This window comes from Bradyrhizobium sp. WSM2793 (assembly GCF_000379585.1).
Lineage (GTDB): Bacteria > Pseudomonadota > Alphaproteobacteria > Rhizobiales > Xanthobacteraceae > Bradyrhizobium.
This window is the reverse complement of sequence record NZ_KB902824.1, coordinates 209,171-225,593: the sequence shown is the minus strand read 5'-3', so window position 1 is coordinate 225,593 and position 16,423 is coordinate 209,171. Positions and strand designations below refer to the sequence as shown.

Here is a 16,423-nt window from a genome sequence, read left to right as displayed (position 1 = left end):
GGCGTTCCAGGGGCCAGCCTACACCAGCCGGCCCGCTCGCGTTAAGCGCGAGCGGCTTGGAATGGGGCCGTCATTTGGCTATCAACGGACCGACAAAACTGCCCGGAGGAACTGATGCTCGCCCCCACCCCCGCCTCGCCCGAATCCGTCGGCATGTCCAAGGCCGCGCTCGACCGCATCGATGCGCATCTGAAGAACCGGTACATCGATGCCGGCCGCTTCCCGGGCACGCATCTTCTGGTCTACCGCCGCGGCAAGGTCGCGCACAGCTCGGTTCAAGGCTTTGCCGACGTCGAGCGCAAGCTGGCGGTCAAGGACGACACCATCTACCGCATCTATTCCATGACCAAGCCGCTCACCAGCGTCGCCTTCATGATGCTGGTCGAGGAAGGCCTGGTCGCGATCGACGAACCCGTCGCCAAATTCATTCCGGAATGGAAGGATCTCGGCGTGTTCATCGCCGGCACTTCGCCGGCCTTCCTGACCCGTCCGCCGTCCCGGCCGATGCTGATCGTCGACCTCCTGCGCCACACCTCCGGCCTCACCTACGGCTTCCAGCAACGCTCCAATGTCGATGCCGCCTACCGCGCCGAGAAAATCGGCGAGGTTGAGAAGTCAGGCACGCTCCAGACCATGATCGAAAGCCTCGCAAAAATCCCGCTGGAGTTCTCGCCGGGCGAGGCCTGGAACTATTCGGTCTCGACCGACGTGCTCGGCTATCTCATCGGCAAGATCTCGGGAATCCCCTTCGAGCAATTCCTGAAGCAACGCGTTCTCGACCCGCTCGGCATGACCGACACCGATTTCCACGTGCCTGCTTCCAAGGCCCACCGGTTCGCCGCCTGCTACTCGGCCGACCCCGGTGGCGGCATGACCTTCCATGCCGGCCAGCGGCGCGAGGGCCTGACGCTTCAGGACGACCCCGCAACGAGCTCATTCCTCACCCCGCCCTCGTTCATCTCCGGGGGCGGCGGCCTCTGCTCGACAGTGGCAGACTATCTCACGTTCTGCCGTGCCTTGCTCAATGGCGGCGAGCTCGGCGGCGTCAGGCTGATCGGGCCGAAGACGCTGGCGCTGATGACCAGCAACCACATTCCGGGCGGCGGTGCCCTGCCCGAAGTGTCGCGCTCGCTCTTCTCCGAGGCCACCTATAACGGCATCGGCTTCGGCCTCGGCTTCGCGGTGACCATGCGCCCGTCCGAAACGCTGATCGCCGGCAGCCCCGGCGAATACAATTGGGGCGGCGCAGCCACGACCTCGTTCTGGATCGATCCGGCCGAAGAGCTGATCGCGATCTTCATGACGCAGGTGCTGCCGTCGAGCGCCTACCCGATCCGGCGCGAGCTGCGCAGCATGGTCTACGCCGCGATCACCGAGAGCAATCTGTAACCAATCCAACCGATCCCGCGGCCCACCGCCGCGGGATCGCGCCATCAGACGCTCATTTAAGCATCTCCGGCACGATCAGACGCGGCAGGAACAGCGACACGCTGGGCCAGACGATGACTGCCGCGAGCACGAGCAGCATCGGAATCAGCATGATGACCGTGTCCTTCAGCGCATAGCGCAGCCGCACGCCCGCGATCGAGCAGGCGATCATCAGACACAGACCGTAGGGCGGCGTCACCAGTCCGAAGGCCAGCGATACGATGGAGATGATCGCGAACTGGACCGGATGGAGATCGACCGACTTGGCGAGCGGCTCCAGCACGGTGCCGACGATGATAATGGCCGGGATGGCGTCGAGAAAGCAGCCGACCACCAGAAAGCAGAAGGAGATGAAGAAGCCGGCCGCAACAGCGCCCATGCCCCATGTCGAGACATTGGCCAGCAGTTCGTGAGGGATCTTGTAGTAGGCGAGCAGCCAGCCAAACGCACTTGCGGTGCCGACGCAGAACAGTGCCACGCCGGCGAGGCGCCCGGTATCGAGCAACGCCTTGTACAATTCGCGTAGACCCGTCTCGCGATAGAAGAATGCTGAGAGCACGACAGAATAGAGCACCGCAACACAGGCGGACTCGGTCGCGGTGAACCAGCCGAGCAGGATGCCGCCAACGATGATGAACGGCGTCATCATGGCCGGTATCGACCGCCAGATGGCGCATCGCATCTCGACCCAGCTTGCCTTCGGATAGGTCGGGTAGCCGCGGCGCACGGCATAGACATGCACCGTCGCCATCTGCGCGCCCGCGATCAGCAGGCCCGGCACGATGCCGGCCAGATACATCGCCGCAATCGAGGTCGAGATCAGCCCGCCCCACACGATCATGAGGATCGACGGCGGGATAATCACCGCCAGGACCGCCGACACCGCCGTGATGGCGATCGAGAACGAGAGATCGTAGCCCTCCTTGGTCTGTGCATCGATGAAGATCTTTGACTGGCTCGCCGCATCGGCGGTCGAGGAGCCGGAGATGCCGGCAAAAAACACCGACAGCACGACGTTGATTTGCGCCAGCGACCCCGGCCAGTGACCGACCATCGAGCGCGACAGCGCCACCAGGCGGTCGGTGATGCCGCCGATGCTCATCAGGTTCGCCGTCAGCAGGAAGAACGGCACCGCCAGCAGGATGAAAGAATTGTACGCATTGAAGGTCTCCTGCGCGAGCGTCATCAGCGACAGATGCGGCTCGATCAGCAGGATCGGCACGCAGGCAAGGCCGAGCGCGAAGGCCACCGGCACCCGCGCGATGAGCAGGCCGATGAAAACCCCGAACAGCACCATCGCGGCCTGTCCGGCAGAGAGTACATTGCCGCTCATCGCCCTGCCCCAACCAGAATGCGCATTTCATCGACGATCTGTTCACCCGCGAAGACGATCCACGTGACTCCGGCAACGGGCCAGGCGACGTGAATCAGCCAAAGCGGCAGATCGGCCAGTTCCGAAGTCCTGTTCCAGGCGAAGCGGGTGAACTCGAGGCCGGCCGATACGAACACCAGCGCCAGCGCCAGTATGCCGAGCCGCGCAAGGATTCGCACCGCGGCCTCCGACCGCCGCGACAAATCGGGCCAGACATCGACCTCGAAATGCTGCGCTTCGCGCACGCCGACCATGGCGCCGATCATGATCGTCCAGACGAACAGGAAGCGCGCCATCTCCTCCGTCCAGATGTAGGACGGAATGAAGGGCGTGTAGCGTGAGATGATTTGCAGCGTGACCGGAACGACCAGGACGCCGACGCAGACGGCCAGCAGGAATTCCAGCAGCTTCGCATAGGCCGCCGAGACGCGACGCCACAGCGACGGTGTGGACGGGACGGGCATTTCAGACATTGGGGCTCCGTGCAGCAACTCATCCGCCAGCTCCGGGCAAGAAGCGGGGCTTGCCCGGAGATGCTGTCGGCGGACGCAAAGACCTCAGACGACGTTGATCTTCTCGAAAATGCCCTCCGCACCGATTTCCTTGGCGTAGGTGGCCATCACGGGGTCGGCGAGCTTCTTCATGGCGTCCCGCTCCTCGAAGGGAACGCGCTTGAGCTTGCCGGCCTTCTCGAGCGTGTCGAGCTTGACGACCTCTTCGCTCGACTCGAGCTGACGGCCGTAGTCGCCGGCCTCCTTGCCGGCCTTCATGATCGCGTCCTGCAACTCCTTCGGCAGGGTCTTCAGCGTCTTCACCGAGAAGCAGATCGGCCGGATCGACACGGCGTGCTGGGTCAGGTTGAGATGCGGAGCGACTTCGTAGAACTTCATCGCCTCGACGCCGGCCGCCTCGTTTTCGCCGGCCGATATCACGCCGTTCTGGATCGCGTTGTAGATCTCGTTATAGGCGATCACCGTCGGGCTCATGCCGACCGCCGCAAAGGTCTTCGACCAGATCGGCGCGCCCTGCACGCGAACCTTGAGTCCCTTGAGATCGGCGAGATTCTTAAGTGGCTTGTTGGCGAAGATGTTGCGGATGCCGCCGCCGGAATAGCCGATCAGGACGACCTCGGCCTTCGCCGCGACCTCGTCGGCGATCGGCGCCAGGATATTGGCCTCGACGACCTTGTTCATGTGCTCGATGCCCTTGAACACGAAGGGCGCATCGATGAAGGGGGCCGCCTTGGCGAAGGTCGACATGTGAGCCGGCGAGACGATGCCGTAATCGACCGCCTTGCCCTGCGACATGTACTCGAAATACTGCTTCTCGAGGCCGAGCGAGGAGTTCCTGTGCAGGGTGAAGTTGACGGGCTTGCCGTAATACTTCTTCACCAGCTCCTCGAACCGGAGCAGTGCCCGGTTGAAGGCGTGGTCGTCGTTGAACTGGACCGCGCCGTTCAGCGAGATCGGCGCTTGCGCCCTGAGGATCGACGGCATCCCAATCGTGGCCGCCGCAGTGGTCGCACCGATACCAGCGAGAAATGACCTTCGCTTCATCGTCTCCCCTCCCTTTGATGCTCCGGCCCTGTAGCCGGGCCGTGAGCGCAGCCGGTATGCGGCTGGCGAAGGGGAAGCGTATGAAAAACGTTGGCCGGACGGAAGTCATTTCGCGTGCGCTGGAGGTACTCTTCGTCGCAGGGCTACGCCCGGCACACCTGTTGCACTGCAACTCGCGCCCCTGACGGCGCGGGCAGGCCATGGGCACGGTCGCACTCCCGGAGGAGGCCGGCCACGAGCGGACCTAATGTGCGGCACGCACGGACCCGCTCGCCCGCTGCTGCAGGCCTAGTGTGTATGCCCGATCAGATAGATGCCGCCGCCGATCACCAGCACGGCCGGCACAGCCCACAAGATCAATACCGGCATTTGCCGCTCTCAGCTTCGGTCCGCGATTTGTAGATCGTGCCCGACGGGCTGACGACGGTCATCGACGTGTCCGTCGGCTTCTTGTCGACGAGTGCACTTCTTCGTCTTGACGTCCTGCACGACGTAGAATTCGTCGGCCGCGCGGCGCTTATTCTCGTGAGGAGGACAAAGATGAAGAAGCTGCTCCTGCTATCCGCCGCGGCGGTTCTGATCTCGACCAGTGCGTTTGCGCAATCCACCGTGGTGACAACCACCGGAACCGGTCACGAGGCAGCTGTTCAGATCGAGCCGCAATACCGGACCAGGATCAAATCCTACGTCACCGAACATCACCTTCGTCCGGTCACGACAAAGGAAAAGATCATCGTCGGCGCGACCGTGCCGACCGACGTCGAGCTGGAGGCCGTGCCGTCCGATTGGAGCGCGGACATCCCGAACTGCGCTGCAACATCGCGTTTCCGAACCGCTCGCCATCTGCGAAAAACATGGCGCCGCGCAAGTCCCGCACGTATGGTCTGCCCAAAATCATAATCCGGCGCCGCTGCGCCGGAACCGGGACGCCCGCGTTTGTCAAAGCTCACCCTGCCGGTCCGGCTCGCTCTTCTGGTGACGGGAACGATGTTGCCGCTGATCGTCTTTGCGGTTGGCATTGTGCTCTACAATTACAAACAGGATCGAAGCGACGCGACCCGCCGGGTGCTGGAGAACGTGCGTAGCATGCGCCTCGTGCTCGACTCCGAGGTGCAGCGGATGACCGGCGGCTTGCAAGTCCTTGCACTGACGAATTCGCTGCGTAACGACGACTTCCAGAACTTCCGCCGCATCGCGCTCGGCTTCGTCGACCAATATGGCAAGGGCGGGTTGGTGCTGATCTCCGATCGCAAGGGCCAGCTGCTGTTCTCCTCCGCAACGGAAGACACCGCAAGCCTGCCGCCACGCGGCCATCTCGAGATCATCGAAAAGGTCTTTGCGACCAGGTCGCCGCAATATTCCGACCTGTTCACCGGCGCGATCAACGGGCGGCAGGTGCTCACCGTCGAGGTTCCGGTGTTCCGCGACGGCGAGGTGATCTACGACCTCTGCTTCAGCCCGCCGATCAGTATCTTTCAGGAGCTGGTGGAGAAGCAACGGCCCGACCCGCTCTGGACCGTGACTCTGCTCGACACCAAGGGCATCGTGTTTGCGCGCGCGCCGAACCCCAGCGAGACCTTTGGCAAGCGCGCCTCGCCCTCGCTTTATGCCGAGATGTTCCGCCGCAGCGAGGCATCGCTTCCGACGGTGTCGCTCGACGGCGTCGCTCTGGCCGCAGCCTACACACGATCGCGGCTGACGGGCTGGACGATCGCCGCCGGCGTCGACGAAAGCTCGCTGATCGCGCCGCTCTGGCGCAATATCGCGATCACCAGCCTGATCGGCGGCATCCTGCTGCTGACCGGCCTGACCTTCGCGGTCAGGATGGCGACCACGATCGCGCGCGGCGAGATGCTGCACAATCTCCTGATCGATGAGCTCAACCATCGCGTCAAGAACACGCTGGCCTTGATGCAGGCGATCGCCGTGCAGACCTTCCGCAGCGCCAGCCGGGACGAGCGGATGAAGTTCGAGGGACGGCTTGGCGCACTGGCCGAAGCACATAATTTGCTGAGCCAGGAGAAATGGGCGGGCTCCGAGCTGCGGGAGGTGATCGCCCGCGCGCTTCAGCCGTTCCTGATGAACAGTCCCGACCGCATCCGCATGGCCGGACCCGCCGTACCGCTGTCGCCGCGGCTCGCCGTGGTGCTGTCGATGATCGTGCACGAGATCGCCACCAACGCCGCGAAATATGGCGCGCTGTCCAACGAGACCGGCCGGGTGACGCTGGACTGGGAGATCGTCGCCGATGCTCCGAAACCGCGGCTGCGCCTGATCTGGACCGAGATCGGCGGACCGCCGGTGACCGCGCCGGTACAGCGCGGCTTCGGCTCGCGCCTGATCGAGCGCAGCGCACGCGACCAGCTCGGCGGCGAGGCCACCGTCGACTTCCTGCCGCGCGGCGTGGTCTGCACGGTGGTCTGTACGCTGGACGAGGCGCGGTAGCCGCTCCGGGCCCGGGCCATATCGCAGCGCAATACGACGCATCCTGCGACAATTGCGCTCGCCCCACGCAATCATCCGATGTTAAACATCGGATGATTGTGCTGCCCGGCGGGCAGCCGAGACCAATGAACCGGCCGGGACAGGCCGGCGGGGAGAAACAAACCGGTGGCAAGAGCGCGGCCGAGCCCAGCCGACAAACTGATCAAGCCCGGCCGCATCCGCGCCGTGCTGACGACGCTTGGCCGCGAGATCGCCCAGGATCTCATTCCCGTCGGCACCACCCTGCCGCCGGAGCCGGAACTCGAAGCCCGTTTCGGCGTCGGGCGCGGCGTGGTGCGCGAGGCGATCAAGACGCTCGCCGCAAAGGGCCTCGTCAGCGTGCGGCCGCGCCACGGCACGCAAGTACTGCCGCGCCACGAATGGAGCCTGCTCGATCGCGACGTGCTGAGCTGGCTCGTCGGCCAGGACGAACCGGATCGCGACCTTCTGCTGGCAATCCAGGAGGTGCGCTCGATCATCGAGCCTGCAGCCGCAGCGCTTGCGGCCGAACGCGCGACCAGGAACGATCGCTGGCGGATCGATACGGCCCTGGCCGCCATGCAGACCGCAAAGGACCAGGCCAGTGCCCTGGCGGCCGACAAGGCCTTCCATCTTGCCATCCTTGATGCGACCCACAACCCGGTACTGCAGGGCTTTCGCAGCGCGATCGACACCATCCTGAGCACCGTCTTCACCGTTGCCGTCGGAAGCCCCGGCGGCTGGTTCAAGGACAATTTGCCGAACCACGTGGCGGCGGCGCGGGCCATCGAGAGCGCCAACCCGGAGAAGGCGCGCGCCGCGATGGAACGCCTGCTCGGCTACACCCGGTTGAAGCTCTCGAACCGGAAGACAGTCATCGCCGCGGCAACTCGGAAAACGGACGGATCGGCCGTGCGCGCGACCAGGACGTCGAGCGTCAAGAGCAGGAGGCAACGTCGTGGACCATGACAGGAAGGGCTCGTCCCACATCCTCGCTCCGCCCGAGGTCGCGGTCGTGGCAACCGACGGGCAGCCGCGATCGCGCGAGACACGGCGACGATGTCAGGAATGATCAGCGTGAAATGCCGGCACAGGCATAGCTGAACGTCAGGGAGGTCAAATGCAGGTGACGGGCAGTCTGAAAGGTCGATCGTCGCGATTGATCCGCAGCGTCAATTCGCTGGCGGGCGCTGCGATGTTCGTCGCACCGCTGCTTGCGCTGGTGGCGATCTGGGCGATCGTGGTCCCGCTGTTCAACGTCAATCCGCGCGTGTTTCCCTCGGTCGGTGCGGTCGGCGCGGCCGCCATGGAGTCGATCCGCGACGGCACGTTGTTCGCCCATGTCGGCGCCAGCCTGCTTCGCGTCGGCCTCGGCACGCTGATTGGCATCGCCACCGCCGTACCGCTTGGCATCGCCATGGGCGTGAGCCCGACGGTGGCGGCTTTTCTCACGCCATTGTTCCGCTTCTTCTCGGTGCTCGCCGGCATCGCCTGGATCCCGATCGCAACCTTGTGGTTCGGCTACGGCTTCGGCGCGATTGTCTTCGTGATCTTCAACGCCGTGTTCTTCGTCGTCGCCTACAACACCCTGCTCGGCGTCAGGACCATTCCACACACGCTGCGCAATGCTGCCGCCTCGCTCGGCGCCGGCCGCTGGGCGCTACTGACCGAAGTGCTGCTGCCGGGCGCGCTGCCCAACATCGTCACCGGCATCCGCACCGGCCTGGGCTTTGCGTGGCGCGGCCTGATCGCCGCCGAGATGATCGCGACCAATGTCGGGCTCGGCTACATGCTGTTCGTGGCGCGCGACTTCTACCGCACCGAGGTGATCGTGTTCGGCATGATCGTGATCGGCGTGCTCTGGCTACTGATCGACCGTCTACTGCTGGTCCCGCTGGAACGGGCGACCATCGAACGCTGGGGCTTGGTGAGGCGCGCATGAACCTGCTGCTGCAAATCTGGGGCGGCTACACCCGCCTGACCCGGCGCTGGCCGGGGATCGCCGCCATCATTCCCTTCATCCCGGTGCTCGCGCTGTGGACCGCGGTCAGCGAGGCCGGGGTGTTTCCGCGCGCGTTCTTCCCGGGCCCCGCCGACGTGGTACGCGCGTTCTTCACGCTCACCTACAAGGGGATCCTGCCCGACTATCTCCAGGACAGCCTGATCCGGCTCGCGACCGGCGCCGCCCTCGGCATGGCGCTCGGCATTCCCTTGGGCATCCTGATCGGCACGAGCCGCTGGGCGCACCGGATCTGCTGGCCGGTGCTGCTGTTCTTCCAGGCGATCGGCGACATCGCCTGGCTGCCGATCCTCTTGATCTGGTTCGGCTTCGGACTGACGACGATGACCTTCGTCATCGTCTACACTGTGCTGTTCCCGGTCGTGCTCAACACCGTGCTCGGGGTCGAATCCGTGCCGCGCGACCTCGCGCGCGCCGCCCTGAGCCTCGGTGCCTCGCGCGCGCGGGTGCTCTGGGAGGTGACGCTGCCGGGCGCGCTGCCCAACATCATCACGGGCCTGCGCAACGGCCTCGGTTATGGCTGGCGCGCGCTGATTGCAGTCGAGATGATCGTCGGCACATCGGGCATCGGCTTCATGATGTTCGATGCCCGCCGCGCCGGCTCCACCGTCGAGATTCTGCTCGGCATGATCATTCTCGGATTGCTCTGGTACATCGTGGACGCCTGGGTCCTCGCGCCGCTCGAGCGCGTGACCGGCCAACGCTGGGGATTGGTGACATCATGAAGACGCTTTCGCTGCGCAATCTCGGCAAGACCTATTTCGATCCTTACGCAGGCGCGCATGTCACCGCCGTTCACGACGTCTCGCTGGACGTCGAGCCCGGCGAGTTCATCTCGGTGGTCGGCCCGTCCGGCTGCGGCAAGACGACGATCCTCAACATGATCGCCGGCTTCATCCCCTATTCGAAGGGGGACATCCTGCTCGACGGCAAGCCGGTGCACGGGCCCGGCCCCGAGCGTGGCGTCGTGTTCCAGTCGTTCGCGCTGTTTCCCTGGAAGACTGTGCTCGACAATGTCGGCTTCGGCCCAAAAATGCGTGGCGTGCCGAAGGCCGAGCGCGACCGCATCGCGCGCGAATATCTCGCGCTGGCGGGGCTGTCGCATGCGGCGCACCGCTATCCCAACGAGCTCTCCGGCGGCATGCAGCAGCGCGTCGGCGTGGTGCGCGCGCTCGCCAACAATCCCGACGTCCTGCTGATGGACGAACCGTTCGCCAGCGTCGACGCGCAGACGCGTATGACGCTCCAGGAGGAGCTGACCCGGATCTGGCAGGAGCGCAAGCCGACGGTGATCTTCATTACCCATGACGTGCCGGAAGCGGTGTTTCTCGCCAACCGCGTGGTCGTGCTGTCGAAGGGACGCGTGCTCGACGAGATCGCGGTCGACCTGCCGCGTCCCCGCGTCTGGGACGACCTCGTCAAGGACGACCGCTTCAAGCAGCTCTCGACGCGCGTGCTTCAGATGGTGCGCGCGGCATGAGCATCGCTTCCGACGCCCTGCGCTCGCCCAAGGGCCGCATCGTGCTCGGCACGATTGCCGCATGGGCGCTGTTTCAACTCTGGTTGACGGTCGCCGCGCCGGGAAAAATCTCGCCGGAGCTCACGGGAACCTCGGAAAAAGTGAACGTGCAGATCGAGCTGCCGTTCACGCCGGAGCGCTTCCACGTGCTCGCATTCCAGCAATATGGACGCGTCTCGGGAACGGACGAGCATTCGATCGAACTACGCGGTGTCAAACGAACGGACCTCAACGCCGTCGCCCGCCCCTATTGGGTGACGGCGGTGGGGCCGATAAAAGAGGGAGGCTGAGAATATGAGACGACTCTTGCTGCTCGGAATCGCGCTCTTGGCCGGCATGGTGCCGGCGAGCGCCCAGACCCCGACGAAACTGAAGGCCGGCATGGTCACCGGCATCGACCAGATCGGCCTGCCGATCGCACTCGAGCGCGGCTTCTTCGAGAAGTACGGGCTCGATGTCACGATCGCACGCCCCTACGCGACCGGCGTCGACGCGCTGAACGCATTGCAGGCCGGCGAGAGCGAGATCGTGCAGGTCGGCGTGCCCATGATCGGCGCCGTGCTGCGCGGCATGGACCTTGTCGCACTCGGCAATTACAGCGGCAACGCCACCAAGGCCGGCTCCGATGCCACCATGGCGATCATTGCGCGTGAAGGTTCAGGCATCGTCAAGGGTGACCTCTCAACGCTCAAGGGCAAGAAGATCGCGGCCTCCTTCGGCACGATCAATCACCTCTACATCCTGGCGACGCTGGAGAAGGCCGGGCTGAAGCCCGATGACGTGACGCTGGTCAACACGCCGCCGCCGGACATGACCGTCGCCCTGCTCGCGAAGGGCATCGACGCGTTCTCGGGCTGGGATCCCTGGCCGATCGTTGCAGGCAAGGATGTTCCCGGCGCGGTCGAGATCATCAGGGGCGGCGACGTGATCTCCTATATCGGATTCAACGTCGCGCTTCGCCCCTGGGTGCAGGCCAACGGCGAGACCATCGAGAAATTCCTCGCCGCGGTCTCCGAAGCCGATCAATGGATGCGCAAGAACCCGAAGCAGGCGGCGCAAGTCGCCACGCGCTGGATTCCGGGGCTGAAGCAGGACGTCGCCGAGGCTGCGATGCAGTTCAACATTCAGCAGGCGGACCGCCGGCTGTCAGCGAACAATTACCGCGCGCTGTGGAGCGCCGAGGATCGGCTCTCCCGCCTCGGCATCCTCAAATCGACCTTCGACGTCAATGCGCATATCGAGCCGAAGCACATTCTCAAGGTCATGAAGGATCGTCCCGAACTGTTCGCCGATCTGCCGCCGATCCCGGAGACGGCGGCGATCTCGCCGGGCTACGTGTTCAAACCCTGAGCAGCTGCACACGACGAGGCCGGCGCGATCAGCGCGCCGGCATTTTCCGGATCACGCCCTACCCGATGGTCTGCAGCGCCGGGAACGTCTCCAGCAGCCAGATACTCACATTCGAGACCGCGCCGGTGAGAAAGCCGATGCCGGTGATCACCATCAGGACGCCCATGGCGCGCTCGACATTGACGAGATGTCCCTTCATGCGCGCGAACAGCGCGGAGAACTGCTCGATCATCAGCGCGGCGATCAGGAAGGGAATGCCGAGACCGGCCGAATAGACCGCGAGCAGGCCCGCGCCCTTCGCCACCGTTGCCTCAGCGGCGGCGATCGACAGGATCGCGGCGAGGATCGGGCCGATGCAGGGCGTCCAGCCGAAGGCGAAGGCGAGCCCCATGATATAGGCGCCCCACAGGCCGACCGGCTTGGGGATCGGCAGCCGTCCCTCGCGCATCAACAGGCCGATGCGGGTCAGTCCGAGGAAATGCAGGCCCATGATGATGATGACGATGCCGGCGAGGATCGACAGCTCCGCCGACCAGGCACGGATCAGCCCGCCGATCAGCGAGGCGCTGGCGCCGAGGGCGACGAACACCGTGGAGAAGCCGAGCACGAACAGGAGCGCCGACATCATGATCGCGCGCTTGGAGGCCGAGCCCGGCTCGTCGCTCTCGACATGCTCGATCGTGGCGCCCGTCAGATAGATCAAGTAGGGCGGGACCAGGGGCAGGACGCAGGGCGAGAGGAAGCTGACGAGGCCGGCAATCAGCGCCGCCGGGATCGAAACATTTTGCATGATGCCGTCTGAGCCATCTCAGGCACCGGTGCGGCGCGCCGGGAATGCGCGCGGCCCGGAGCCGAACCGGCTCTGGTGTAACCGATGCCGGAGAATGCGCAACAGAGGCGCACCAAACCAGGGCTCCTCCCGATGCCGCCTGCGATCACAGGTGCGGCATCGGGACGCGCACAAACCTCGCCAAAAAGCGAGATTCGGCGGCGTGGCTACTTCACCACGCGGAGCAGCGGACGCCGGGGCTGGTCCTGCGTCTGCTTGGAAGGGGATGGCGGCTCGCTCGCAGCGCTCCGCAACATTTCGTCGCACAGTGCCTTGAGTTCGGCACTGTCAATTCCTTTGAGTTTCATCCTGACGTCGAGGATGACAATCGACAGCAGCTCGGCCGACTCACGGCTGTCGCACGCGTTGAGAACCCTGCGGCACCCCTCGAGCGTTTCCAGCACCGACTGCAATTGTTCGTCTGAATGCGACACCGGCGTTCTTTCCGTTAATTCGGCCTGCGAGACGTGTTGGTGACGACCCCTTCGGCCCCCATGGAATACGGAGGATAGCACGAGGCCACAGCGCCTCTGAACCTGATTTCAGTGGGTTTCTGCCGCGGAACAGCGGTTCTGGCTAACTTCGCCGCGCTGCGCCGTTGGCCGCGATCGAAGCAGTCCGAGAGCAAACGCCCGGCCCGCTGTGATTGATCCATTGAAGGAGACGGCGCCGGCTTTCGCGCAAGCACATTCATTACGGACAGCGCCTGCAATCCCGCAGCCATTTCACGGCTCGCAACGGAACTCACGCCACACCCCTCATCCGGGCGATGGTCCGCCCGATTCCCAGCCTTGGCAGCATTCAGATACCACCCACGACGTAGTAAGGATGACGTTCAAAACTCATCATCCCCCAACTCGCAGTAGTTGTGGTTTGCGCCAGATTCTGCCAGTTTAGCCACCCGAAGGAAATTGTATGCACTCCTTGGCGGAAAGGGGCGTTCCTGTGGCGGAACGCCCAAAGACAAATCTCAGCGGCCTCTCTGATTGGGATGCCGCTCGCATATTCCTTGAAGTCGTCCGGTGCGGAAGTTTCCGATCGGCGGCTGAGCGCCTGTCGCTGTCGATCAACGCCGTGCGCCGGCGAATCGACGATTTCGAACGCCAGACCGGCACCACACTGTTCACGCGTGACGTCCACGGCACCCATCTGACCGATGAAGGCGCGCTGGTGGTCTCCGCCGTCGAGCGCATGGAGGCCGCCACCTTCGACGTGCTGCGCGCCAGCGATTCGATGGCCAACGCCCTGTCCGGCGAGGTGCGCGTCGCCGTCACCGAGGGGCTCGGCACGTTCTGGCTCGCCCCGCGCCTAGTTGAATTCCAGCAGGCCTATCCGAAGATCCTGGTCGACCTGCATTGCGCGATGCGCTCGGCCGACGTCTCGCGCCACGAGGCCGACGTCGCCATCCATCTGTCGCGTCCCTCCGCGCTCGACATCAAGCTGGTGCGGCTCGGCCGCATGCATCTGATGTTCTGGGCCTCCGAGAAATACATCGAGAAGCATGGCGCGCCGCGCACGGCGGCGGAATTGATCAAGCATCGCCTGGTGCTGCAATTCGCCGACCAGCTTGCCGCCAAGGAATCCTTCGAGAGCTTCTTCCCGGGCGTGTCGGAACGTGACCTTTTGGTCATGAAGACCAACGTCTCAAGCGCCAACTACTGGGCGGTCGCGAATGGCGCCGGCATCGGCGTCTTTCCGAGCTACGCCATTGCGCTTGGCGGGAAGTTGATTCCACTGGAGGTCGAGTTGAACCGACCGCTGGATATCTGGTTGTCCTACCATCCCGGTAGCGGCCGTATTCCGCGCGTGCGGCACATGATTGATTGGCTGATCGAAGCTTTCAGTCCGGCTCGCTTCCCGTGGTTTAAGGAAGAGTTCGTGCATCCGCATGAATTCAAGGACTCGTATATGGGCGAACCCCTGACCCAGCTCTTCGGGGGATTTTCAACCGAAGAACAAAGGTGAAAACGAAGATGAAAGCAGCGGCGAAAAGAATGAAGCAGCGCAGCGCTGGCAAGCCGGACATCGAGCTTGGCAAGCGGATTCGTCTGCGGCGCGTCGAGATGAAGATCTCGCAGGCCGAGCTCGGCGAGAAGCTTGGCGTCAGCTTCCAGCAGGTCCAGAAATACGAGAAGGGCGTCAATCGCGTCGGCGCGGCTCGTCTGCAGCAGATCGCTTCCGCCCTCGACGTGCCCGTGACCTTCTTCTACGACGGTGACAACAAGGCGCGCGAAGTCGAGAGCCTGCTGTTCCTCGATTCGGCCTTTAGCCTCCGCTTGCTGCGCGCGTACAGCAAGATTAAGGACCAGACCGTGCAGCGTCAGCTGGTCTCGCTGATGGAATCGATCGCGGCGAACGAGAGCTGAGACCGGTCGACGGTCTGGCCTTTACGGCCGATCTTCAATCCGCCGCGTCGCGGGGACGCGGCCGGATTGAACGATCATATTCCGGCTCGCGCGCTTGCGCGCGGCCTTTGCGGGGCGGCACGACCGCCCCTTTTCTTTGCACGCGCGCCACTCGGGACGACGCGCCATGCAATCCCGGTACAGGCGGATGCAGACTCGCCCACCCTGCCGCGGTTGACCCCGGAAGCGCCACCGCAGCACATTGCCCCTCGCACATGACGAGCGAGCGCGCGATGTCCGACATATTCAGCACGACCGGTACCCCCTACGCGGACGGCAAGATTCTCCAGCACACCACCGACGGCGTCGGCGTGATCACCTTCAACAATCCCGACAAGCGCAACGCGATGTCGCTGGAGATGTGGGAGGGATTTGGCGAGGCGCTGACCGCCTTGCGCGACGACGAGACGGTGCGCGTCGTGGTCCTGCGCGGAGCCGGCGGTAAGGCCTTCGTCTCCGGCGCCGACATCAGCCAGTTCGAGAAGACCCGGCACAACGCGGCGGCCTCTGAGGAATATGCCAGGCGCAGCGCCGCCCAGCGCGCACTGCTCGCAGACTATCCCAAGCCGACGATTGCCTGCATCGAGGGTTTTTGCCTCGGCGGCGGCATGCAGGTCGCGATGCTCGCCGACATCCGCATCGCCGCGCACGGCAGCCAGTTCGGCATTCCCGCGGCCAAGCTCGGCATCGCCTATGGCTTTGACGGCCTCCGCCACCTGGTGTCGCTGGTCGGCCCGTCCTGGGCGCGGCTCCTGATGTACACGGGCATGCGCATCGATTCCGCCGAAGCGCTGCGCATTGGCCTTATCGAGCGCGTGTTCCCGGTCGACGAGCTCTGGGGCGAGACCATGACGATTGCCGAGACGATCTCGCATAACGCCCCGCTCGCGATCAAGGCCGCCAAGATCACCATCGCACAGGTGCTGAAGGATGAGAGCCAGCGCGACATGGACGCGATCAAGGCGATCGGCAACGCCTGCATGGATTCCCGGGATTTTCGCGAGGGCCGGCAGGCCTTCATGGAAAAGCGCAGACCGCAGTTCCAGGGGCGTTGAAGCTGAACCGACGTTCAGGAAGATTAAATTCCTCGTGCAACTCCGCGCGGTTGCAACCAGTTGATCTGACGAAAGTTCTCCCGCCACAACGAGGGAGATCGCGATGACACTGAAATCTGCTGTTCTTGCTCTGGTTGCCATCGGCGGTGTGACGCTCGCGTCGGGCGAGGCGTTCGCAGCCATGCCGAATGGCATCCCGCAGGCGGACAAGATTGCAAGCGGTCCGGCCGCTGACGTCGATCAGGTGCGCTGGGTATGCAACCCCTGGGGCCGCTGCTTCTGGCGTCCGAACTATTACGGCGCCTACGGCTATTACGGCGGCCCGCGACGCTTCTACGGCCCGCGCCCGTGGGGCTGGGGCCATCGCCACCATCATTGGCGCCGCTGGTGAACGACAAAGGGGCCGCGAGGCCCCTTTTTCTTTTG

The 16,423-nt window shown here is 64.4% G+C and carries 18 protein-coding genes; 13 read left to right on the top strand and 5 right to left on the bottom strand.

The genetic code is table 11. The annotated features are described in order from the left end of the window. Window positions 1-114 precede the first annotated feature (114 nt). Window positions 115-1,389, top strand: coding sequence for a serine hydrolase (locus A3AS_RS0138615; RefSeq protein ID WP_018322781.1), 1,275 nt, complete (start codon window positions 115-117; stop codon window positions 1,387-1,389). A gap of 52 nt (window positions 1,390-1,441) precedes the next feature. On the opposite strand, the gene A3AS_RS0138610 is transcribed toward A3AS_RS0138615, so the two are convergent. The 3 genes from A3AS_RS0138610 to A3AS_RS0138600 all read right to left on the bottom strand — a co-directional run bounded on the left by A3AS_RS0138610 (window position 1,442) and on the right by A3AS_RS0138600 (window position 4,356). Next, window positions 1,442-2,761, bottom strand: a complete 1,320-nt coding sequence (locus tag A3AS_RS0138610) for a TRAP transporter large permease (protein WP_018322780.1) — start codon at window positions 2,759-2,761, stop codon at window positions 1,442-1,444. Continuing rightward, entirely contained in the window at window positions 2,758-3,273 is a 516-nt protein-coding gene (locus A3AS_RS0138605) for a TRAP transporter small permease (protein WP_018322779.1), read from the bottom strand. Before A3AS_RS0138605 ends, A3AS_RS0138610 begins: the two co-directional genes overlap by 4 nt. A gap of 84 nt (window positions 3,274-3,357) precedes the next feature. Beyond that, the gene (locus tag A3AS_RS0138600; RefSeq protein ID WP_018322778.1) at window positions 3,358-4,356 is read right to left on the bottom strand and encodes a TRAP transporter substrate-binding protein; all 999 of its coding nucleotides are present in this window, start codon (window positions 4,354-4,356) and stop codon (window positions 3,358-3,360) included. A 540-nt stretch (window positions 4,357-4,896) separates the two neighbouring features. Between A3AS_RS0138600 and A3AS_RS44410 the strand changes: the two genes are divergently transcribed. The 8 genes from A3AS_RS44410 (at window position 4,897) to A3AS_RS0138555 (ending at window position 11,708) form a co-directional block, all read left to right on the top strand. Beyond that, the gene (locus A3AS_RS44410; RefSeq protein ID WP_018322777.1) at window positions 4,897-5,256 is read left to right on the top strand and encodes a DUF1236 domain-containing protein; all 360 of its coding nucleotides are present in this window, start codon (window positions 4,897-4,899) and stop codon (window positions 5,254-5,256) included. 87 nt (window positions 5,257-5,343) lie between these two features. Then, entirely contained in the window at window positions 5,344-6,801 is a 1,458-nt protein-coding gene (locus tag A3AS_RS0138585; RefSeq protein WP_049815119.1) for a sensor histidine kinase, read from the top strand. Between the two features lie 165 nt (window positions 6,802-6,966). Then, the gene (locus A3AS_RS0138580) at window positions 6,967-7,788 is read left to right on the top strand and encodes a FadR/GntR family transcriptional regulator (protein ID WP_018322775.1); all 822 of its coding nucleotides are present in this window, start codon (window positions 6,967-6,969) and stop codon (window positions 7,786-7,788) included. Window positions 7,789-7,939: 151 nt separating this feature from the next. Beyond that, entirely contained in the window at window positions 7,940-8,761 is an 822-nt protein-coding gene (locus A3AS_RS0138575) for an ABC transporter permease (RefSeq protein ID WP_038947001.1), read from the top strand. After that, window positions 8,758-9,564 (top strand): ABC transporter permease, encoded by an 807-nt coding sequence (locus A3AS_RS0138570; protein WP_018322773.1) that lies wholly within the window; start codon window positions 8,758-8,760, stop codon window positions 9,562-9,564. Before A3AS_RS0138575 ends, A3AS_RS0138570 begins: the two co-directional genes overlap by 4 nt. Beyond that, window positions 9,561-10,319, top strand: a complete 759-nt coding sequence (locus A3AS_RS0138565; RefSeq protein ID WP_018322772.1) for an ABC transporter ATP-binding protein — start codon at window positions 9,561-9,563, stop codon at window positions 10,317-10,319. Before A3AS_RS0138570 ends, A3AS_RS0138565 begins: the two co-directional genes overlap by 4 nt. Then, window positions 10,316-10,648 carry a hypothetical protein gene (locus tag A3AS_RS0138560; protein WP_018322771.1) on the top strand — a complete coding sequence of 111 codons (333 nt, stop codon included), beginning with the start codon at window positions 10,316-10,318 and terminating at the stop codon, window positions 10,646-10,648. Before A3AS_RS0138565 ends, A3AS_RS0138560 begins: the two co-directional genes overlap by 4 nt. A 4-nt stretch (window positions 10,649-10,652) precedes the next feature. Next, entirely contained in the window at window positions 10,653-11,708 is a 1,056-nt protein-coding gene (locus tag A3AS_RS0138555) for an ABC transporter substrate-binding protein (RefSeq protein WP_026202812.1), read from the top strand. Between the two features lie 58 nt (window positions 11,709-11,766). On the opposite strand, the gene A3AS_RS0138550 is transcribed toward A3AS_RS0138555, so the two are convergent. Together A3AS_RS0138550 and A3AS_RS0138545 are read right to left on the bottom strand one after the other, a co-directional pair. Further along, window positions 11,767-12,498, bottom strand: a complete 732-nt coding sequence (locus A3AS_RS0138550; protein WP_018322769.1) for a cytochrome c biogenesis CcdA family protein — start codon at window positions 12,496-12,498, stop codon at window positions 11,767-11,769. 206 nt (window positions 12,499-12,704) lie between these two features. Further along, a complete protein-coding gene (locus tag A3AS_RS0138545) occupies window positions 12,705-12,971 on the bottom strand; it encodes a hypothetical protein (RefSeq protein WP_018322768.1) in 267 nt (88 codons plus the stop codon). Between the two features lie 481 nt (window positions 12,972-13,452). Between A3AS_RS0138545 and A3AS_RS0138540 the strand changes: the two genes are divergently transcribed. The 4 genes from A3AS_RS0138540 (at window position 13,453) to A3AS_RS0138525 (ending at window position 16,388) form a co-directional block, all read left to right on the top strand. Then, window positions 13,453-14,502 carry a LysR family transcriptional regulator gene (locus tag A3AS_RS0138540; protein ID WP_018322767.1) on the top strand — a complete coding sequence of 350 codons (1,050 nt, stop codon included), beginning with the start codon at window positions 13,453-13,455 and terminating at the stop codon, window positions 14,500-14,502. A 29-nt stretch (window positions 14,503-14,531) separates the two neighbouring features. After that, complete coding sequence (locus A3AS_RS0138535) at window positions 14,532-14,903, top strand: helix-turn-helix domain-containing protein (RefSeq protein WP_020608151.1); 372 nt, start codon at window positions 14,532-14,534, stop codon at window positions 14,901-14,903. A 272-nt stretch (window positions 14,904-15,175) separates the two neighbouring features. After that, window positions 15,176-15,997 carry an enoyl-CoA hydratase gene (locus A3AS_RS0138530; RefSeq protein WP_026202810.1) on the top strand — a complete coding sequence of 274 codons (822 nt, stop codon included), beginning with the start codon at window positions 15,176-15,178 and terminating at the stop codon, window positions 15,995-15,997. Window positions 15,998-16,100: 103 nt separating this feature from the next. After that, entirely contained in the window at window positions 16,101-16,388 is a 288-nt protein-coding gene (locus A3AS_RS0138525; RefSeq protein WP_018322764.1) for a hypothetical protein, read from the top strand. The last annotated feature ends 35 nt before the right edge of the window (window positions 16,389-16,423 follow it).